Here is a 19,684-nt window from a genome sequence, read left to right as displayed (position 1 = left end):
ATTGTTTTCCGGACCTGTTCGCGATCCTTTGGCGGCAGGATACGCGAGTCAGACCGATCACGCCAGCATTTCGGCAACGGCAGGGGCAAAATAGCTGAGAACGCCGTCACAGCCGGCGCGGCGGAATGCCAACAGGCTTTCCATCATCACATCGCGCGACAGCCAGCCATTGCGGATCGCGCCTTCCAGCATCGCATATTCGCCGCTGACCTGATAGGCGAATGTCGGCACAGCAAAACGATCCTTTGCCTCGCGACAGATATCCAGATAGGGCATGCCGGGCTTGACCATGACCATATCGGCGCCTTCCGCCAGATCGCGGGCGACGCAGCGCAACGCCTCGGCACGGTTTCCGGGATCGACCTGATAGGTTTTCTTGTCACCCACAAGCCGCCCTGAAGCGCCTACCGCATCCCGGAATGGTCCGTAAAAGGCGCTCGCGAATTTCGCGGCATAGGACAGGATCGCGACATGCTTGTAACCTTCGAGTTCAAGCGCTGCCCGCAACGCGCCGATTCTGCCATCCATCATATCCGAGGGGCCAAGGATATCCGCTCCGGCCTCAGCCTGCGCGAGCGCCATCTTGACCAGCGCTTCGACCGTTTCGTCATTCACGATCTCGCCATTCACGACAAAACCGTCATGGCCGTTGATATTATAGGGGTCCAGCGCGATATCCGTCATCACGGCCAGCTCCGGAACGGTTTCCTTGATCGCACGGATCGCGCGGTTTCCGATATTCTCGGGATCCCAAGCACGTTCGCAGGTTTCCGTTTTAAGATCCTGATCTGAATGCGGAAAGATGCATATCGCCGGGATGTTCAGCCCTGCCGCCCGCTCTGCCGCCCGCTTCACGCCATCCAGCGTCAGCCGTTCGACGCCGGGCATCGAGGAAATCTCGCCTTCGGCACCCGCGACTTCGGTCACGAATACTGGCCAGATCAGGTTCGCAGGGCTTAATTCGGTTTCGGCGATCATGGCGCGCAGACTGGGCGTCCGACGCATACGGCGCAGCCGGGCCGCGGGGAAGGGGGCGATGATCGGATTGGCCATGATGCGTTCCTTTCGGGGTCCGGGCAAAGGGATGGTGGATATGCTTTCCCTTCATCCCAAGCCGTTTTAAGGTCAGCGACGATCAAGAACAAGGAACCCCTGCGTGCTTCAATTCGACGGCTTCATCGGCTTGCTGGACAGCCGGTCTTTCGGAACGATCTGGTACTGGCTGGTCTTTGCGTGGTTCTGGTGGCGTACCGGGCTTCACGTGATCGGCGTTCCGTTTGACGTGGTGGCAAAGGCGCATCGGGCATTTGCCACAAAATCCGAGGACAGGCAGGAAATTCTTATTCTGCTGGACTGGCTTTCGCTGACCGTCTCCAGATGGCAGATCGGTTCCGGTCTGGGAACGATTTTTCTAGGCATCTGCTGTTTCGTTTTGACATCCTTGGGATTGCTGGGATTCCTGTATGATCTGGAGATGGCGCAGGCATTGATCCTGCTGCTCCTGCCGCTTGCCGTGGTGTTGTGGTTGCGGCTGCGACTTGCCCGAAAATTGCTGAGGCTCATACAGGATGCGCAGTCCACGGCACGGCCAGCCATCGATGTAGGCGGCGAGGCTGCCCGTAAGATGGTGTGGCACAGACGGATCGTGTCGCTGATCGCGATCATTGCCGCGATGCTGGCAGGTGCTTGGGGAATGTTGTGGGCCTTGATGCACCCGAACGGGATGTGACCTTGACATCGCTGTGCTGCGCTTTACCTGACGGCTCATGTCCGAACAGCTGACTCTTTCCGGCGCGCCCGAAGGCTATGACGCCGCCCTGATCGCTCGTGAGGCGGCGCGGCCCGAAAATAACGGCGCGCCCGTCATCCATATCGCACGCGACGATCGCAGGATGGCGGCGATGCGGGCGGCGCTGGAATTTCTGGCGCCCGATCTGCCGATACTGGATTTCCCGGCATGGGATACGACCCCCTATGACCGCGTTTCGCCCGCTCCGGCGGTACAGGCGGCGCGGATGGCGACTCTGGCAGGTCTGGCACAGGGGGCGATCAAGGGGCCCTTCGTTCTGCTGACGACGCTGAACGCCGCGCTTCAACGCCTGCCTGCACGCGATCTGGTCGGACATGCAAGCTTTGCGGCCCGTGTCGGCAGTCGTATAGATGAAGCCGCCCTGCGTGATTTCCTGATCCGGATGGGTTTCGTGCAATCCCCCACCGTGACCGAACCCGGCGATTACGCCATTCGCGGAGGGATCATCGATATCTATGCCCCCGGCGAAGCGGGGCCGGTGCGGCTGGATTTGTTCGGCGATGTGCTGGATGGCGCGCGGCGCTTTGACCCGGTCACGCAGCGCACGACCGAAAAACTGGACCGCATCGAGATCGCACCGATGTCCGAGGTGATCCTTGACGAAACCGCCATTACCCGGTTTCGGCAGAACTACCGGGTGGAATATGGCGGCGGCAGTAGCGATCCGCTGTATGAGGGCGTCAGTGCGGGCCGCAAGATGGCCGGGATGGAGCATTGGTTGCCGTGGTTTCACGACCGGTTGGAAAGCCTGTTCGATTATCTGCCCGGCGCGGCGGTCGTGCTGGATGATCATATCGGTCAGGTCGTGGATGCGCGGCGCGAGATGATCCGAGAGCAGTTTCAATCCCGCCGCGATGCTCTGGCGGCGCAGGGGCGCAGCGATACCGTCTATAAGCCTGTGCCGCCTGACCTGATGTTCCCGGGGCCGGAGGAATGGGAGGGGTGGCTGTCCTCGCATCGGGTGCTTCGGCTGTCGGTGCTGCAGCAGCCTCCGGGTCCCGGAGTCCTGGATGCCGGTGGCCGTCCGGGGCGGAATTTCGCACCTGAAAGGCAGTCCGATAATATAAGCCTGTTCAAGGCATTGGCGTCATATATTGATGGGCTGCGCAAGGATGGGCGCGTGATCATCGCCAGCTTTTCGGATGGCGCGAGGGACCGGCTGTCCGGCCTGATGAAGGATGAAGGCATCGTCGGCGCAAAGGTCATCGCCGATATTCGTGATCTGCCCGACATGCCCGGCGCGATCGGGCTGGCCGTCTGGCCTTTGGAAGAGGGGTTCACGGCAGATGGCCGGGCGCTTGGCCGCCTGACGGTGATTTCCGAGCAGGATGTTCTGGGCGATCGCCTGATCCGGGGGGCGAAGAAGCGCCGACGGGCCGAGAATTTCCTGCAGGACACGCAAAGCCTGTCTCCCGGCGATCTGATCGTGCATGTCGAACATGGGATCGGGCGATATACCGGGCTGGAGACGATTACCGCCGCCGGTGTGCCGCATGACTGCGTGGCGCTTGAATATGCGGGCGGGGATCGGCTTTACCTTCCGGTCGAGAATATCGAATTGCTCAGCCGCTATGGCCATGAGGAAGGGCTGCTGGACCGTCTCGGCGGCGGTGCCTGGCAGGCCCGCAAGGCGCGGCTGAAGGAACGCATCAGACTGATTGCCGACAAGCTGATGCGCGTCGCGGCCGAGCGTCTCTTGCGTCCCGCACCCGTGCTGGAACCCGAGGATCACGACTGGCAGGCATTCTCGGCGCGTTTTCCCTATAGCGAGACCGACGATCAGGCTGCGGCAATAGAGGATGTCATCGGGGATCTGGCAGCGGGCCGCCCGATGGACCGGCTGATCGTCGGCGATGTCGGCTTTGGCAAGACCGAAGTCGCGATGCGGGCGGCCTTCATTGCCGCGAGTCAGGGAATGCAGGTCGCCGTGGTCGCGCCCACGACCCTGCTGGCCCGTCAGCATTATAAGACCTTTGCCGAGCGTTTCCGGGCAACCGCGATCACCGTCCGCCCCCTGTCGCGCTTTGTCGGGGCCAAGGACGCTGCCAAGACTCGTGAAGGGCTGGCCGATGGCTCGGTCGATATCGTGATCGGCACTCATGCGGTATTGGCCAAGGGGGTGCGTTTCAAGCGTCTGGGCCTGCTCGTCATCGATGAAGAGCAGCATTTCGGGGTCGCCCATAAGGAACGGCTCAAGGAATTGCGCAGCGACATCCATGTGCTGACCCTGACCGCCACGCCGATCCCGCGCACCTTGCAGCTTTCTCTGACCGGTGTGCGCGATCTATCGATCATCGGAACACCGCCGGTGGATCGCCTGACGATCCGCACCTATGTCAGCGAATTCGACAGCGTGACGACACGCGAAGCACTTCTGCGCGAAAAATATCGCGGCGGACAAAGCTTCTTCGTCGTTCCCCGGATCAGTGATCTGCCCGATGTCGAGCATTTCCTGCAGGAACATTGTCCCGAGATCAGTTACATCATCGCGCATGGCCAGCTTGCGGCGGGCGATCTGGATCAGCGGATGAATGCATTCTACGACGGCAGCCATGATGTTCTGGTGGCGACGACCATCGTGGAAAGCGGGCTGGATATCCCTACGGCCAATACCATGATCGTCTGGCGTGCCGATATGCTGGGACTGGCGCAGCTTTATCAGATCCGTGGACGGGTCGGGCGTTCGAAGACGCGGGCCTATTGTTATCTGACAACCAAGCCGCGCGCGCCTTTGACTCCACAGGCGATGCGGCGGCTGAAATTCCTTGGTGCGATCGACTCGCTTGGCGCGGGCTTCAACCTTGCCTCGCAGGATCTGGATCTGCGCGGGGCAGGGAACCTTCTTGGCGAAGAGCAGTCGGGACATATCAAGGAGGTCGGCTTCGAACTTTATCAGCAGATGCTGGAAGAAACCATCGCCAAGCTGAAATCCGGCGAAATCGAAGGTACGCCCGAGGATGAATGGGCGCCGCAGCTGAATCTTGGGGTGCCGGTCACGATTCCCGAAAGTTTCATCCCCGATCTGGATGTGCGGCTGGGCCTTTACCGGCGTCTGGCCGAACTGACCTCCAAGGTCGAGCTGGAAGGCTTCGCGGCTGAACTGATCGACCGCTTCGGGGAGTTGCCGCGTGAGGTGAATACGCTTTTGCGCGTGATCCGCATCAAGGCCATGGCCAAGCGCGCCAATATCGCCAAGCTGGATGCCGGACCCAAGGGCGCGACGATACAGTTCCATGATGACAAGTTCCCCAATCCGGCGGGGCTGGTCGAGTTCCTGACCGATCAACGCGGATTGGCCAAAGTGGATGGCAACAAGATCGTCATTCGCCGCGACTGGAAATCGGATGCCGAGCGGATCAAGGGCGCTTTCGGTATTACCCGTGATCTGGCCGCCAAGGCCAAGGCGGCGAAGTGACCCGGCAGGTGCGCTTCGATCACGGGCCGTTGGCGGGGGGCACATTATTCTCTTCGCCGCAAAGCGTGATCCGCGCGGATACGATTGCGGGAATCGTTCCCGCCTTCGCGGCGATGGAAGCTGCGCGGGCGCGGGGCTACTGGTTGGCCGGCTATTGCTCTTACGAGTTGGGTTATGCGCTCAATCCGCGCCTTGAGCCGCTGATGCCGCCAAGACGAGACACGCCGCTGATCATGATGGGGGTCTTTGATCACCCTCGCGCCGCGCCATCCCTGCCGCCGCCTGCGGGCAGGATCACGGATCCGCAACCGCTCTGGACGCGCGAACGTTATGATCAGGCATTGCGACAGGTGCATGATTATATCGAGGCGGGCGACACCTATCAGATCAACCTGACCTTTCCGATGGAGGCCCGGGCGTCGGGCGATCCGCTTGCGCTCTATGCTGCGCTTGCCGCGCGGCAGCCGGTGGGTGAGGGCGCATTTGTCGATCTTGGCGGCCCGATCATCCTGTCCCGCAGTCCAGAGCTGTTTTTCGCCGTGGACGAGACGGGCCGAATTGAAACCCGCCCGATGAAAGGCACAATCGGTCGCGGCGATAATGCGGCGCAGGATCATGCGGCGAAGGAAGCCCTGTTGGCGTCCGAGAAGGACCGGGCGGAAAACCTGATGATCGTCGATCTTCTGCGGAACGATATCAGCCGGGTATGCCTTGCCGGAACCGTTCAGGTGCCGCGCCTGTTCGAGATCGAAACCTATGCCACGCTGCATCAGATGACCTCGACCGTGACCGGACAGCTGGCCCCCCGCACGGGTCTGATCGACATCATCGCTGCGCTGTTCCCCTGCGGCTCGATCACCGGCGCGCCGAAGATCCGCGCGATGGAGATCATCGCTGAACTTGAGCAAGAGCCTCGGGGCGTTTACTGCGGGGCGATCGGTTGGATGGATCCGGGCGGGCCGATGCGGTTCAGCGTGGCGATCCGTACGCCTGTCTTGCATGACGAGGGCCGGTTGCAGTTGAATGTCGGCGGCGGCATCACCCATGACAGCCGCGCCCAATCGGAATGGGAGGAAGCTCTGTGCAAATCCGCATTTCTGAACCTGTCTTCTCTGGGGTGAAGATCATCGAAACCATGCGCGCCGAGCCGGACGGCCGGATTGCGCATTGGCTTCTGCATCTGGACCGTTTGCGCAGGGATTGCGCGGCGGTCGATTTTACCCTTGATGAAGATCAGGTACAGCGGATCTTGGCGGATTTGCCGCGCGGGCAGGTTTTGCGGGTGCGATTGACCGTCGATGCCCGTGGGCAGGTGGAGGTGGCCCATCAGCCGTTGCCGCCAAATCCGGCGCATTGGACGGTCATGCTGTCACCGGTTTCAATCGATAGCGGTGATCCCTGGTTGCGGATCAAATCGACATATCGGGTTACCCATGACGCAGCACGCGCCGCCATGCCCAAAGGCTATGACGAGGCAATCATGATGAACGAGCGCGGCGAGGTCTGCGAAGGGACGATCACGAATGTCTTCCTGCGCCGGGAGGGGCGGCTGCTCACGCCTCCTGTATCCTGCGGATTGCTGCCCGGCGTGTTGCGACAGGCGCTGCTGAATCGTGGCGACGCGCAGGAAGCCGTGCTGTCGGTTGCGGATTTGAACGAAGCAGAGCTGTTCTGCGGCAATGCTTTGCGGGGACTGATCCCCGCAAAGCTGTCGCCCTCGGTCTGCGGCAATTAAGCCGCGCTGCCGAATCTCAGACGGGGAAGCGAAACCGCCGCCGCCGCCCATGCAAGCACCGCGCAAAGTGCAATGCCCGACACCATCATGGCCGCGCTGTTATCCATGAGCGGGCCGGTGATCAGGATCATCACTCCGCCGGTCAACATCTGGATCGTGCCGCCCAAAGAGGATGCCAGTCCCGAAATGTCGGGATGGGGATCGAGCGCCATGACCATGGTCGTCGGAATGACCAATCCCAGGCAGGCATTCGCCAGCAGCAGGCCCGCGACGACCAGATAAAGCGCATCCGCGCCCGACCAGACAAGCATCGTCAGCAAAAGCGCGGCGCCGGCAAAGCCGGTGATCGCCAGCGAGATGACTCGTTCCATGCCAAAGCGCGCGGCCAGATAGCCCGCGAATTGCGAGGCAGAGAAGAAGCCGATGGCGTTTATGGCGAAAGCGATGGAAAAGCCCGTGGGGCTAAGTCCGTATTGATGCTTGTAGACGAAGCTGGCCGTGGACAGGAACACGAAGAAGCTGGACATGCCGAAACCGCCGATCATCGTCAGCCCCATGAAACGGCGATCCGTCACCAATCTGCGAGTGCCTGCCATCATCTGATCGATCCGCACCGGCCGGCGGCTGGCGGGATCAGAGGTTTCGGGCAGCACGAACAGGATCAGACACAGACTTAGCAGCGCTGCGACGCCAAGGACGGCAAAGATTTCGCGCCAGCCGCCCCATGCCATGACAAGCGAGCCGGTCAGGGGAGCAAGCATGGGCGAGATGGCGATGACGATCATCACGGCTGCCATCATTTTCGCCCCGGCAGGGCCGGTCGCCACGTCGCGGATTACCGCGCGTGGCACGACCATCAGCGTTGCTGCTCCCAGACCCTGCAAGGCGCGGGCCAGGATCAACTCGCCGATACCGGGCGCAAGCGATGCCCAGATTGTCGCGGCCATAAAGATGGCGACGCCAATTACCATGGGTTTCTTTCGCCCGATTGCATCGGCCATCGGGCCGTAGATCATCTGCGCGATTCCAAACGCAATGAAATAAGAGGTCAGCGTTTGCGCTGCCTTTGCCTCGCTTGTGCCCAGATCTGTGGCGACCTGGGGCAGGGCAGGCAGATACATATCGATCGCAAAAGGACCGACCGCGGATAACAGGCCCAGAACAAGGGCCATGCGGAACAATGGGTCACGCATCAGAATTACCTGTAATGTAGATGTGAGTTAGCAGCGCGTAGAATCACGCCATGAGTTATCGCCGCCGCGCCGCGGACATTGCCATAATTGCTTTGACGCCGCAAGCCGTTCATGTTCCTGCCCGTGATGGACCGGAATTGCGCTTTGCGGGGCCATATCATATTGCGGTTGATCGCCGCCTGCGGGATGGCTATTTGCTTGCGCCATGGCGAAGCTGTATTTCCATTATTCCACAATGAATGCCGGCAAAAGCACGCTTTTGCTGCAGGCTTCCTACAATTACCGCGAACGGGGAATGCACACGCTGCTGCTGACCGCCGACGTCGATGACCGCGTGGGCGAAGGGCGGATCGCCAGCCGGATCGGTATCGCGGAAGAGGCGCGGATTTTTGACACCGGCACCGATTTATTCGCATTGATCGATCGACAGCATACGGTCGCGGCATGCGTTTTCATAGATGAGGCGCAGTTCCTGACGCATCAGCAGGTGTGGCAACTGGCCCGGGTGGCGGATGATCTGAACATTCCTGTCATGTGCTATGGGTTACGGGTCGATTTTCGGGGCGAATTATTCCCCGGATCGGCGGCCTTGCTGGCATTGGCTGACGACATGCGCGAAGTTCGCACCATTTGCCATTGCGGCAAAAAGGCGACCATGGTGATCCGTCGTGACGCCAAAGGTCGGACGATTACCGAGGGCGCACAGGTGCAGGTCGGTGGCAACGAGACCTATGTCTCGCTGTGCCGCCGGCATTGGCGCGAGGCGGTCGGGTGCTGATTTGAAGGTTATAAAGATATTAATTATCAGTATATTGATCTGATAATCTATGGGAAGGTAGAATAGGGCGCCACTCGCGAGATATCTCGGGCACCGTTACGAATTCGGGAATCTGCCGGTTGAAAAGGATGGATAATGCTGGAGATCGGCTATTTCGGCGCGGTGATTGCCGGACTTCTTTCCTTTCTTTCGCCCTGCATCCTGCCGATGGTGCCCTTCTACCTGACCTATATGGCGGGCATCTCGATGACCGAGCTGCGCGGAGACGATGATATCGCTGCCGGAGCGCAGCAGCGCCTGATTGTCTCGGCCGCGGCATTTGCCTTGGGTGTGACCACGATCTTCGTGCTGCTGGGTCTTGGTGCAACCGCGCTTGGCCAGTTATTTGCACAATGGCGGGGCGCGTTAAGCTATGTGGCGGCGGCAGTTCTGCTTGTTTTCGGGCTGCATTTCATGGGCGTGATTCGCATTCCGTTTCTTTACCGCGGGGCACGGCTTGAAGGCCCGGCCCGGCCGGCGAGCCTTGCCGGGGCCTATGCCATGGGGCTTGCCTTTGGTTTTGGCTGGACGCCCTGTGTCGGTCCGGCTCTCACGGCGATCCTGCTTGTGGCGTCGGGCAGCGGAGATCTGTGGCACGGAGGGACGCTGCTGCTGGTTTACGGTCTCGCGATGACCTTGCCATTCGTATTGGCTGCATTCTTTGCCCGTCCTTTTCTTGGCTGGGCGAACCGCAACCGCAAATATCTGGGCCATGTCGAAAAGCTGATGGGTGCGATGCTGATCCTCTTTGCGGTTCTGATCGCGACCAATACGGTCAATCTGATTGCTGCCTGGATGATCGAGACATTCGATTGGTCCGCCACCCTGATCTGAAGGAGGATGAAGATATGGGTTTTCTCCGCGCTGCTCTTTTGGCCGCTGCATTCGCGCTGCCCGCCCATGCGGTTACCCTTGGCGATGACGGGCTTTATGATGAACCGTGGATCCGCGAAACCTTCAAGGATCTTCGCGAGGATCTGGCCGAAGCGAATGCCGAAGGCAAACGGCTTCTGCTTTTGATCGAACAGCGCGGCTGCATCTATTGCACGCAGATGCATGAAGAGGTTTTTACGGATCCCGATATAAGGAACCTGATCGACGAAAATTATTTCGTCATCCAGATCAACATGTTCGGTGATATTCCCGTAACCGATTTCGATGGCAAGGAATTGCCCGAGAAAGAGATGGTGAATCGGTGGGGCGCGATGTTCACGCCCACGCTGATCTTTTTACCGGAAGATGTGTCAGAGGGCATGACAGCATCGGAGGCGGCAGTTGCCACCATGCCCGGAGCCTTTGCCCGGGGCACGACGATGGCGCTTCTGGAATGGGTTCGCGATCACGGTTATGAATCCGGAGAGAATTTTCAGAAATACGTGGCCGGGAAAGCCTCTGCCGGGAAGTGATCGCTCTTGCGATGCAAGGCCGGCGGATCAGCCGCCGGTATGGCTCATATGCCGGGGCATCTGCCCGGAAACGGATTGCCGCGAATAATCGAAATCATGGCCTTTGGGTTTGTGGGCGATCGCTGCGCGGATTGCGTGACGCAGTGGTTGATCATCCTCGGATGCCCGAAGGGGCGCGCGCAGATCGGCTCGATCCTCCTGCCCCAGGCACATATACAATTCGCCGGTGCAGGTCAGGCGGACGCGGTTGCAGCTTTCGCAGAAATTATGGGTCAGCGGGGTGATGAAGCCGATCTTCTGGCCGGTTTCCTGAAGACGGACATAGCGCGCAGGGCCGCCCGTCCTTTCCGCCAGATCGATCAGGGTAAAGCGTTCGGCAAGCTGTTTGCGCAGGTCGTTCAGCGGCCAATACTGGTCCAGCCGGTTCTCATTTCCCAGATCTCCCATCGGCATGACCTCGATGAAGGTCAGATCGAACCCCTCGTCACCGCACCAGCGGACCAGATCGAACAACTCGTCATCATTCACGCCTTTCAGGGCCACGACATTGATCTTGATCCGAAGCCCGGCGGCCTTGGCTGCCGCGATGCCGTCAAGCACTTGCGGAAGACGGCCCCAGCGGGTGATCGAGGCGAATTTATCCGCCTGAAGCGTATCCAGCGACACATTCACACGCTGTACGCCGCAATCGACCAGTTCCCCGGCAAAGCGGCCAAGCTGACTGCCATTGGTGGTCAGGGTCAGTTCTTCCAGCCCGCTTCCCAGATGCCGCGACATTTGCCGGAAGAAGCCCATGATCCCGCGCCGGACCAGCGGTTCCCCGCCGGTGATGCGCAGCTTGCGCACGCCCAGACCCACAAAGGCCGAACAGAGCCGGTCGAGTTCCTCGAGCGTCAGGAGTTCCGCCTTGGGAAGAAACTGCATATGCTCGGCCATGCAGTAGACACAACGGAAATCGCACCGATCGGTGACCGATACGCGAAGATAGGTAATCGGCCGCGCGAAGGGGTCGATAAGAGGGGCTGACGCTGCGTGATCCATGCGACTCAATCTAGTGGTGCCGCAGGCAATGCACAAGCTTTTGCCGATCACGCGGCTGCGTGTGGACGTTCTTAATCATTACGTACTAACCTGCGTGCAAATGCGAGCGACAGGAGTAATTGCATGAGCGAGTTGAAGATTGGTCTGGTGGCCACGCTTTCAGTGGCGGTTCTTGCAGGATGCAACATTGCCGGGCAGGGCGCGGGTTCGGCTGACCGCCCGAAACAGGCGGATGCGTCCGGCCCCGTCGATACACAACTTTCGCAGGAACAACTGGCCGCGGCAACCGCGATCACCCGGGCTCCGTCGCCGCGGCCCACGGCGCGCGCCACGGCCGACCAGCTTGATACGACAACAGCCGAGCAGCGGGCAGCGGCGGCCAAGGCACCCGAGACCTCGGAAACCAAGTTGGGCAGCACGGTTGCATCGCTTGGCGATCCGACCGAGGGTGGATTCTGGATCAAGACTCCGCTGGTCAAATCGCGCGGCATCGGGCGGATCGTGAATCCGGCGAATGGCAAATCGGCGAAGGTCGACCTGATCCCGCTTGACGGTCCTGAAAATGGCGGAAGTCAGGTATCGTTGCCGGCATTGCAATTGATCGGGGTATCGCTGACCGATCTGCCGCGGATCGAGGTTTACAAATCGTAGCAACGACCGATGGCAGGCGGCTCTACAACCCGGCCAGATCGGCGCCGCCTGCGGCGCGGAACCAGCGGATCACCTTGGCGCGTTCTTCTTCTTCCATGAAGCTGACATTGGCGGGCGGCATCGCATCCGTCAGCCCCGCCTGCACATAGATTTCGCGGGCGGTACGGGCGATATCGGCGGGAGTTTCCAGAAAAACCCCTTTCGGCGCGTGATAAATGCCCTCATAGACTGGCTCACGCGCGTGACACATCGAGCAGCGGCCCGCGACGATACTGGCGACTTCGTCGAAACCCGGTGCTTCGGCATAACGGGTTTCGACCGGGGTAAGCGTACGCGCCTCGGAATGTTCAAGCGTGTCCTGATTGAGACCTGCGGAACTCAGCCACATGATCATGATGAACAGGATCGCCGTGACCGCCCATGTCCACCACAGATCACCCTTGCGGGCGTGCATGGTATTGAAGAAATGCCGGATGGTGACACCCATCAGGAAAATCAGGGCGGCGATCAGCCAGTTGTAATCGCTTGCGAAAGCCAGAGGGTAGTGATTCGACAGCATCAGGAAGATGACCGGCAGGGTCAGGTAGTTGTTATGCGTCGAGCGCAGCTTGGCGATCTTGCCGTATTTTGGATCGGCTTCGCGGCCCGCCTTCAGGTCAGCCACAACGATCCGCTGATTGGGCATGATGATCAGAAAGACATTCGCCGTCATGATCGTCGCGGTAAATGCCCCCAGATGCAGCAGGGCGGCCCGGCCTGTGAAGATCTGATTGTAACCCCAGCCCATGACGACCAGCGCGACGAACAGCAACAGCATCAAGACTGTCGGACGTTCGCCCAGAGACGATTTGCACAGCGTGTCATAGATCAACCAGCCAATCGCCAGCGAACCGCCCGAAATCAGGATCGCCTGCCACTGCGCCAGTTCCATCTTTGCCGGGTCGATCAAATACAGGTTCGCTCCGGCCCAATAGGTGACCATCAGCAACGCGGCGCCCGAAAGCCATGTCGAATAGCTTTCCCATTTGAACCATGTCAGATGCTCGGGCATCCGTTCGGGCGCGACCAGGTATTTCTGAATATGATAGAAACCGCCACCATGAACCTGCCATTCCTCGCCATGCGCGCCCTTGGGCAGGCCCGGAGCCTTTTGCAGCCCCAGATCCAGCGCGATGAAATAAAAGGACGAGCCGATCCAGGCGATCGCGGTGATCACATGAGTCCAGCGAATTGCAAAGGACAGCCATTCCCAGATGACGATATGATCGGGAATCATTGCTCAGCTCCCCCGATAGGTCGAATAGCCGAAAGGCGAAATCAGCAGTGGCACGTGATAGTGATCCTGCTGCGACATGCCGAAGCGGATCGGAATCACATCAAGGAAACGGGGATGCTCGCGGTCAATTCCCGTCTCATCCATCCATGCGCCCGCGTGAAATTCAAGTTCATATGTCCCGGTCGCGAAGTCGTTTTCCGGCAGAATTTGCCGGTCAGTGCGTCCGTCCGCATTGGTTATCAATCGCGCCAATTCGCTGCGCTGCCCGTCTTGCAGGCGGTATAGCACCACCTCCATGCCCTCGGCCGGCCGGCCTCGGGCGGTGTCAAGCACATGTGTTGTCAGGTATCCCGACATCTGCGCCTCCCCTGATTATTCCTGTTTCCTTGATAACCGATCGATGAAAACAGTCGAGACGGCTTCAGGACAAGGCAGTCTATAGATTTCGTAGAAAATATACGTGCAGTTTATTAATTGCGATGACATTAATCGGTCGTAAGGCAATTGCTGGTGTCGCAGGATCAGAGCATCAGCAGTCTACGGTCGCCTTCGGCAAAGCGGCGAAGCACAGCCGGGTAAAGACGATGCTCCTGCTCAAGCACTTTGGCGGCAAGCGTCTGTTCCGTATCGCCGGGCAGGATCGGAACCCGCACCTGCCCAAGGATCGGTCCGGAATCCAGTTCTGGCGTGACCTCATGCACGGTTGCCCCCGCTTCTGAATCACCAGCGGCAATCGCGCGGGCATGAGTGTCCAGCCCAGGATACTGAGGCAATAGCGAAGGGTGGATATTCAGCATTCGCCCGGTGAATTTCGCCACGAATTCCGGTGTCAGTACCCGCATGAAACCCGCGAGACATAGAATATCGGGTCTGGCGTCCAGCAGCGGTTTCAGCAATTCGGCCTCGAATCCGGCCCGGTCATGCGGAAAGCGGCGGTGATCGACCGCCGCCGTCGCAATGCCCAGTCCGGCTGCTTTTTGCAGACCGGTTGCCGAGGGATCATTGGATGCGACGAGTACAGGCCGCGCCGGATGGTTCCCGGTCATGCTTTCGACCAGCCGCACCATGTTCGAGCCGCTGCCAGAGATCAGAATGGCGACCCGTTTCACGCAAGCGTCCCGCCAAGGCTGATGCCCTGATCAGAGGTGACATGACCGATGCGATAGACACGTTCATCCGCAGCGGCAAGAAGCTTGGTCAATTCGTCTGCCCGATCCTCCGCGACCGCGAGAATCATCCCGATACCGCAGTTGAACGTCTTGAGCATATCGGCTTGGCCGATCCCGCCCGCGCTGGCAAGCCATTTGAACACTGGCGGCAATGTCCATGCGTCAAGCTGCACATGCGCACCCAGATTTTTCGGCAGGACGCGGGGCAGGTTCTCGGTGATTCCGCCCCCGGTGATATGGGCGATGGCATGCACGCCGCCCGCCCGGATCGCTTTCAACGCGGATCCCACATAGATTCGGGTCGGCACGAGCAAGGCCTCACTCAAAGTCACGTCGGCGAAGGGGGCAGGGGCGTCCCAGCCCAATCCTGCATGCTCCGCGACCTTGCGGACCAGCGAGTAACCATTGGAATGCACCCCGTCCGAGCCAAGGGCAAGCAGCACATCCCCTTCGCGGACATTCGCGGGCAAGGCGGTTCCGCGCTGCATCGCACCGACGGCAAAGCCGGCCAGATCGAAATCGCCGTCGTGATACATGCCCGGCATCTCGGCCGTTTCACCGCCAATCAATGCGCAACCGGCCAGCTTGCAGCCTTTCGCAATGCTTTCGACCACCCGCGCGCCTTCATCCACCGACAATTTTCCGGTCGCGAAATAATCAAGAAAAAACAAAGGCTCCGCGCCCTGACAGACCAGATCGTTGACGCACATTGCAACCAGATCCTGACCGATGCCGTCCAGATGCCCGGTATCGATGGCGATCCGCAACTTAGTTCCCACGCCATCGGTTGCGGCGACAAGAACCGGATCGTCATAGCCTGCCGCTTTCGGATCGAACAAGGCGCCAAAGCCGCCAAGCGCATCCATGACCCCGGATCGCGTGGTCGAAGCCGCTGCAGGTTTGATCCGCTCGACCAGAGCATTCCCGGCGTCGATATCGACGCCTGCATCACGATAGCTGATCCCGTTCTTTGTCATTCCAATCCCCGCAGCATTCTGCGCCTCCGATAGCCCAACCCGAGCGAAGGAGCAACGAGAATGCTTGACCAATGCCGTTACTGCGACTACGGAGATTCCGCGACACGGGCCTGTAGCTCAATTGGTTAGAGCAGGGCGCTCATAACGCCTTGGTTGGGGGTTCGAGTCCCTCCGGGCCTACCAATTCCCCGTTCGCAGATGTCGCATAACCCTTGAAAAACAGGGTTTTGGGAAAATATTGAAACGGTCGTGGGGCTCAAATTGCGGAGTTTCTACGGCGAGGCGTGGTATCAATGCCTTTTCGATACCACGACCCAGATATCGGAGATCCGGCAATGGCATTGGGGGATCCCGTAGCGCGCATGTAATCCCGCGTATCTGCATAGCTGTCGAAATAGAGGGTGCCGAATTCCTCCGCCACCTCACGCGCGGCGGTCACATATTCCTCGCGGCCCGCTCGGTTCAGGAACCGGTTAGACGCAGGCGAAGCGTTTGCGCCAACTGTAAAACTGTCACCGATGCCGGGCAAATTCGTGAGCCTCGACGGCAATACTGACCCGCTCAGCAGGGCATTAAGGGCCATTTGCAGGCGCATTTTTTCAACACCGGCAGCATGTTCCATGGTGGAAATCACGCTTTCTGCAAACGCCTCCGGCGAGGTTGAACCGGAGGGGATATAAGTCAGACCATATGTCCCGGTGTTGATCGTCGCCGCCCGCTTGGGTTCATCGGAAACATCCCGTCAGCAGAGGCTGAAGAGAACTTCTATGCACAGCGCGACCTGCTCGATAGGGTCGCGTGAAATGAAGCGAAAGGTCTCCGACAAACCCGGGACGATTCATTATGCCTGCCAAATCAGGTTTCGGCTCTTTCGGTGTCGAGTTCTGCCTTGATTCTTGCGCGCTCCGCCTTGGCGACATCCACCTCGTCACGCAGACGGGAGACTTCTTCACGCTTTGTCTGGATTTCCTGAGTGAGTTCACGAAAACGCTTTAGCTTAGGATTTGCTGCCACTTTCTGCTCCTTTGGTGATTAACTGGCTAGCTTTGGGCGTGCTGCGTAGCTGCCAATCAACTATACTATTAAAGCGTTTTGCCTGAAACCCTCCAGATTCCGCGATGAGCGGTTTCATGGTCAAGACCATCAGTTCGGCGACAATTCGCATAGGGGGCCGGGCCATCAAACGCCCTGAAGCAATTGTGGAATACTCTGCAATCCCCGGAAAACCGGCCAGATCGCCGCTACCGGCGGGATCCTGCGATCTCTGAACTGGATGTATTGCGGGGCGTCGTCGTCACCTTCGACCTTTTCAACGATGAAGCGCACACCACGATTGCCCGTCTCATAAGTCAGGATTTCATAGCCGTGGCTGGCATAGCGGGCCTCAAGCGGCTCACCATTCTTATGGAAAGTGACGGTATTCTTATGGAAAGTGACGGTGTCGCCGTCGATCAAGATATGCTCGATATTGGTCGGATAGCCGATTTCGTAATGATCCCTGTACTCGTCAGCGTTCATATTGCCGTGTTTCATCTTGCGCTCCATGACCGGTTCGGGCCTCCCATCCTCGAGATAGCGGAAATGCGGCTCATCGAACCTGTCGATGGCATCGAGTCCATCTGCGCCGTAATCGCCCGGAAACACCTGTATGACCTTCGTGCCAAGCAGAGTTCCGGTACTCTCTCCGCCAGGCAGGTCGGCCGGGTATTCGGGCATTTCGAATACCCGTTGCTGAGCACAACCCGCCGTGACGCTGATATTGATCGATATCGCTCGCCAGGCACCGGCCTTGACTTGATCCCAGGTATTCCAGAAAGGCTGCACCCCGATCGGGATGCAGCTCTGTTTTCCTGTCCCTCTTGTTATGCGTTTCTGCCCGACAGGTTCCCGGAAGGCTTTTGATTAGTCGCGGGAGTTAATCATCGTCGTCATTCCATCTTCCCCGATGTCTTCCGCGATGTCCCCGATCGTCATCATCGTCGTCACGACTGAAACGACGATGATGAAATTTGTGACGCCGGCCGTCGTCGTCGTCGTCATGATAACCGCGAGGATAATGAATAACGCTGTGTCCACGATCGAATTGCGAAACCGTATTCAGGATATAGAGCAAGCTTCGCATATCATCATCCGCTACGGCCGGCGCCGCAAATATCCCGGCAAGAGCTGCGACCGACATTCCGAAAATGGTCCTTCGTTTCATCCGTTTCTTCCTTTCCCATGCGACCCGCCTTTGCGCGCCTTGGAAGGGTTACGGTCGATCGCCCTTCTTATTCCCGGCATCGGGAAATAAATCATCTGCCGATCGGGCGACGCCCAAGCAGGCGCAGCAGCAAGCGGCGCCCCTGCCGAAGTATGGGATAGATATGGCCAGCCGCCTGTGGCGAACGGATCAATCGGATGGGCAGGCCCGGTTTGCCGGTCAATTCAGCAAGCATGCGCAGAGCCGCTGCACCATGATAGATTTGGCCATCGCAGCGCATGATCATGCCCTCGTCCAGATCATAGCCCATTGCGACCAGTTCCTGTACACGTGGATCGGCTGATCTGGCATCTATCAGTTCCACCGAATCCACGTGTAAGCGCAGCCGTGACATCCGCACTAGCGAGGAGCAAAGAGGGCATTGCCCGTCATAGATGATCTCGACATGCCCGATTCTCATCCATCCCTCCTTTTTCGAACTGTCAGGGAATACGTAGGATGCCCGCCCGTATTCCGGTAGATCGGGATTGTTGGAAAGATAAAGACCATGCCGCCTGCAAAGAATACCGCCACGCTCATGCCTCGAATAAACGCGATTCTGTCACGCCCGGTTTCTGCGCAGTCGCTGGCGATGTTTCGCATCTTTCTGGGGGCACTGCTGGTCTGGGATTGCTGGCGGTTTTTCAAATATGATCGTATCTGGCGCTATTGGGTCGAGCCGGATTTTCACTTCACCTATACCGGCTTCGACTGGGTTGCGCCATTGCCGGAGCCCTGGATCCATATTGCATGGGGCATGGTGGGGATTGCCGCGTTTTGCGTGATGCTGGGGCTGTTCTACCGCGTGTCCGTGATCATGCTGACAATCGGGTTCGGCTATTTCTTCCTTCTCGACAAAGCGGAATATCTGAATCATTTCTATCTCGTCCTGCTGTTCCTGTTTTTGATGTGTTTTTTACCTGCGCAGCGCGTGCTGTCGCTGGACGCATGGTTGTTTCCGAGCCAGCGCGGCGAACATATTCCCTATGTCACGGTCTTCCTTATCCGTGCACAGACGGAAATCATGCTGCTTTTCGCGGGGATCGTGAAACTGACGCCGGACTGGCTTGCGGGCGAGCCGCTTGGGCTTTGGTTGCGCGATCAAGCCGATCTGCATCCGCTGGGCTTTCTCTTTCACTATGATTGGGTAATCATCGCCGGGACATGGGGCACGGTCGCGCTGCATCTGATCGGCGCGCCGTTGCTACTGTGGAACAAGACGCGACTATGGGTATTTGGCGCCTATGGCATTTTTCACATCGCCAATGCGGGGTTCTTCAATATTGGCATCTTTCCCTGGCTGACCATAGCCGCAACGACGATCTTCTTTGCCCCGGATTGGCCCCAACGCTTTACGCGATATCTGCTGAGCCGTTTCGAGCAGCTGCCAGAGTTGCCGCTTGCGCCTTCGACGGCGGGACTCCCGCTTCCCCGATTTGCTCTGCTTGCTCTTGCAGGCTGGCTGGCCATCCAGATCATTTTGCCCATGCGGGCCTGGTTCATCCCCTCCGAGGTCCGCTGGAGCGGCGAAGGTCATCGCTTTTCCTGGCGTATGCGCATCTATGACAGGCAGGCCGCCGGTATTTTCATCGTTCGTGCCGAAGGACAGGAATGGGTGGTTGAACCAGTGGATTATCTGACCGAGCGACAGGTGGGGAAGATGCTTGTGCGTCCTGACATGATCCTCCAATTCGCGCATCATCTCGGAGCTGTCTGGCGCGAGGCGGGATATGATGAATTGTCCGTTCACGCCGAGATCCACAAATCGCTTAACGGCCGTGAGCCGCAATATTTCATCGATCCGACGGTCGATCTTCTTTCGGCCCCGGCCGCCATGTTCTCGGCCGATCCGTGGATCGTGCCACTCGACGAACGGATTCGGGGCGTCTGGGAAAATTGAAGCCCCGGTTCTGATGCCGGGGCTTCTCGATATCTGCGCTTTCCGGGCGCAT

21 protein-coding genes and 1 tRNA gene are annotated in these 19,684 nt (G+C 59.1%); 11 read left to right on the top strand and 11 right to left on the bottom strand.

Annotated elements, in window-relative coordinates; translation table 11 throughout:
* Positions 1–57: 57 nt before the first annotated feature.
* Complete coding sequence (gene hemB, locus D3P04_RS18000; protein WP_182912919.1) at positions 58–1,053, bottom strand: porphobilinogen synthase; 996 nt, start codon at positions 1,051–1,053, stop codon at positions 58–60.
* 103 nt (positions 1,054–1,156) lie between these two features.
* Between hemB and D3P04_RS17995 the strand changes: the two genes are divergently transcribed.
* The 4 genes from D3P04_RS17995 to D3P04_RS17980 are packed head-to-tail and all read left to right on the top strand — an operon-like array spanning position 1,157 to position 6,960.
* Complete coding sequence (locus tag D3P04_RS17995) at positions 1,157–1,729, top strand: hypothetical protein (protein ID WP_119751248.1); 573 nt, start codon at positions 1,157–1,159, stop codon at positions 1,727–1,729.
* A 37-nt stretch (positions 1,730–1,766) separates the two neighbouring features.
* Positions 1,767–5,225 carry a transcription-repair coupling factor gene (gene mfd / locus D3P04_RS17990; protein ID WP_119751247.1) on the top strand — a complete coding sequence of 1,153 codons (3,459 nt, stop codon included), beginning with the start codon at positions 1,767–1,769 and terminating at the stop codon, positions 5,223–5,225.
* Positions 5,222–6,346 carry an aminodeoxychorismate synthase component I gene (locus D3P04_RS17985; RefSeq protein WP_119751246.1) on the top strand — a complete coding sequence of 375 codons (1,125 nt, stop codon included), beginning with the start codon at positions 5,222–5,224 and terminating at the stop codon, positions 6,344–6,346. Before mfd ends, D3P04_RS17985 begins: the two co-directional genes overlap by 4 nt.
* A complete protein-coding gene (locus D3P04_RS17980; protein WP_232845074.1) occupies positions 6,307–6,960 on the top strand; it encodes an aminotransferase class IV family protein in 654 nt (217 codons plus the stop codon). The genes D3P04_RS17985 and D3P04_RS17980 overlap by 40 nt, the downstream gene beginning before the upstream one ends.
* Here the strand turns inward: D3P04_RS17980 and D3P04_RS17975 are convergent.
* Positions 6,957–8,153: a multidrug effflux MFS transporter gene (locus D3P04_RS17975; protein ID WP_119751245.1), complete on the bottom strand. Its 1,197-nt coding sequence runs from the start codon at positions 8,151–8,153 to the stop codon at positions 6,957–6,959. The genes D3P04_RS17980 and D3P04_RS17975 overlap by 4 nt on opposite strands.
* 205 nt (positions 8,154–8,358) lie before the next feature.
* Here D3P04_RS17975 and D3P04_RS17965 point away from each other — a divergent pair, with 205 nt between their 5' ends.
* The 3 genes from D3P04_RS17965 (at position 8,359) to D3P04_RS17955 (ending at position 10,376) form a co-directional block, all read left to right on the top strand.
* A complete protein-coding gene (locus tag D3P04_RS17965; protein WP_119751243.1) occupies positions 8,359–8,931 on the top strand; it encodes a thymidine kinase in 573 nt (190 codons plus the stop codon).
* 135 nt (positions 8,932–9,066) lie between these two features.
* The gene (locus tag D3P04_RS17960; protein WP_119751242.1) at positions 9,067–9,804 is read left to right on the top strand and encodes a cytochrome c biogenesis CcdA family protein; all 738 of its coding nucleotides are present in this window, start codon (positions 9,067–9,069) and stop codon (positions 9,802–9,804) included.
* A 14-nt stretch (positions 9,805–9,818) separates the two neighbouring features.
* Entirely contained in the window at positions 9,819–10,376 is a 558-nt protein-coding gene (locus D3P04_RS17955) for a thioredoxin family protein (RefSeq protein WP_119751241.1), read from the top strand.
* A 27-nt stretch (positions 10,377–10,403) separates the two neighbouring features.
* Here the strand turns inward: D3P04_RS17955 and moaA are convergent, their stop codons facing one another.
* On the bottom strand, positions 10,404–11,417 hold the full coding sequence (moaA, locus tag D3P04_RS17950) for a GTP 3',8-cyclase MoaA (protein WP_119751240.1): 1,014 nt from the start codon (positions 11,415–11,417) through the stop codon (positions 10,404–10,406).
* A 123-nt stretch (positions 11,418–11,540) separates the two neighbouring features.
* Between moaA and D3P04_RS17945 the strand changes: the two genes are divergently transcribed.
* The gene (locus D3P04_RS17945) at positions 11,541–12,068 is read left to right on the top strand and encodes a hypothetical protein (RefSeq protein ID WP_232845073.1); all 528 of its coding nucleotides are present in this window, start codon (positions 11,541–11,543) and stop codon (positions 12,066–12,068) included.
* 22 nt (positions 12,069–12,090) lie between these two features.
* On the opposite strand, the gene D3P04_RS17940 is transcribed toward D3P04_RS17945, so the two are convergent.
* From D3P04_RS17940 to purM, 4 genes are all read right to left on the bottom strand, one after another.
* Complete coding sequence (locus D3P04_RS17940) at positions 12,091–13,344, bottom strand: urate hydroxylase PuuD (protein ID WP_408634393.1); 1,254 nt, start codon at positions 13,342–13,344, stop codon at positions 12,091–12,093.
* A 3-nt stretch (positions 13,345–13,347) separates the two neighbouring features.
* Positions 13,348–13,701: a hydroxyisourate hydrolase gene (uraH, locus tag D3P04_RS17935; RefSeq protein ID WP_119751239.1), complete on the bottom strand. Its 354-nt coding sequence runs from the start codon at positions 13,699–13,701 to the stop codon at positions 13,348–13,350.
* 164 nt (positions 13,702–13,865) lie between these two features.
* Complete coding sequence (gene purN, locus D3P04_RS17930; protein ID WP_119751238.1) at positions 13,866–14,453, bottom strand: phosphoribosylglycinamide formyltransferase; 588 nt, start codon at positions 14,451–14,453, stop codon at positions 13,866–13,868.
* Positions 14,450–15,496 (bottom strand): phosphoribosylformylglycinamidine cyclo-ligase, encoded by a 1,047-nt coding sequence (gene purM, locus D3P04_RS17925; protein WP_182912925.1) that lies wholly within the window; start codon positions 15,494–15,496, stop codon positions 14,450–14,452. The genes purN and purM overlap by 4 nt, the downstream gene beginning before the upstream one ends.
* A gap of 100 nt (positions 15,497–15,596) precedes the next feature.
* On the opposite strand from purM, the gene D3P04_RS17920 reads away from it, so the two are divergent.
* A tRNA-Ile gene (locus D3P04_RS17920) sits at positions 15,597–15,673 on the top strand.
* Positions 15,674–15,746: 73 nt separating this feature from the next.
* On the opposite strand, the gene D3P04_RS17915 is transcribed toward D3P04_RS17920, so the two are convergent.
* The 3 genes from D3P04_RS17915 to D3P04_RS17910 all read right to left on the bottom strand — a co-directional run bounded on the left by D3P04_RS17915 (position 15,747) and on the right by D3P04_RS17910 (position 17,206).
* The gene (locus D3P04_RS17915; protein ID WP_119751236.1) at positions 15,747–16,112 is read right to left on the bottom strand and encodes a hypothetical protein; all 366 of its coding nucleotides are present in this window, start codon (positions 16,110–16,112) and stop codon (positions 15,747–15,749) included.
* 233 nt (positions 16,113–16,345) lie between these two features.
* Positions 16,346–16,504 (bottom strand): hypothetical protein, encoded by a 159-nt coding sequence (locus D3P04_RS23445; RefSeq protein WP_182912918.1) that lies wholly within the window; start codon positions 16,502–16,504, stop codon positions 16,346–16,348.
* Positions 16,505–16,669: 165 nt separating this feature from the next.
* Positions 16,670–17,206, bottom strand: coding sequence for a ZinT/AdcA family metal-binding protein (locus D3P04_RS17910; RefSeq protein ID WP_147391958.1), 537 nt, complete (start codon positions 17,204–17,206; stop codon positions 16,670–16,672).
* Positions 17,207–17,447: 241 nt separating this feature from the next.
* Here D3P04_RS17910 and D3P04_RS23440 point away from each other — a divergent pair, with 241 nt between their 5' ends.
* Complete coding sequence (locus D3P04_RS23440) at positions 17,448–17,783, top strand: hypothetical protein (protein ID WP_182912917.1); 336 nt, start codon at positions 17,448–17,450, stop codon at positions 17,781–17,783.
* Position 17,784: 1 nt separating this feature from the next.
* On the opposite strand, the gene D3P04_RS17900 is transcribed toward D3P04_RS23440, so the two are convergent.
* On the bottom strand, positions 17,785–18,153 hold the full coding sequence (locus D3P04_RS17900; RefSeq protein ID WP_119751233.1) for a DCC1-like thiol-disulfide oxidoreductase family protein: 369 nt from the start codon (positions 18,151–18,153) through the stop codon (positions 17,785–17,787).
* Positions 18,154–18,240: 87 nt separating this feature from the next.
* On the opposite strand from D3P04_RS17900, the gene D3P04_RS17895 reads away from it, so the two are divergent.
* Positions 18,241–19,632 carry an HTTM domain-containing protein gene (locus D3P04_RS17895; RefSeq protein WP_119751232.1) on the top strand — a complete coding sequence of 464 codons (1,392 nt, stop codon included), beginning with the start codon at positions 18,241–18,243 and terminating at the stop codon, positions 19,630–19,632.
* Positions 19,633–19,684 lie beyond the last annotated feature (52 nt).

Source organism: Paracoccus onubensis, from assembly GCF_003591515.1.
In the GTDB taxonomy this organism is placed as follows: domain Bacteria; phylum Pseudomonadota; class Alphaproteobacteria; order Rhodobacterales; family Rhodobacteraceae; genus Paracoccus; species Paracoccus onubensis.
Note: the sequence above shows the minus strand (reverse complement) of the source record. Positions and strands in the feature narration are given on the sequence as shown.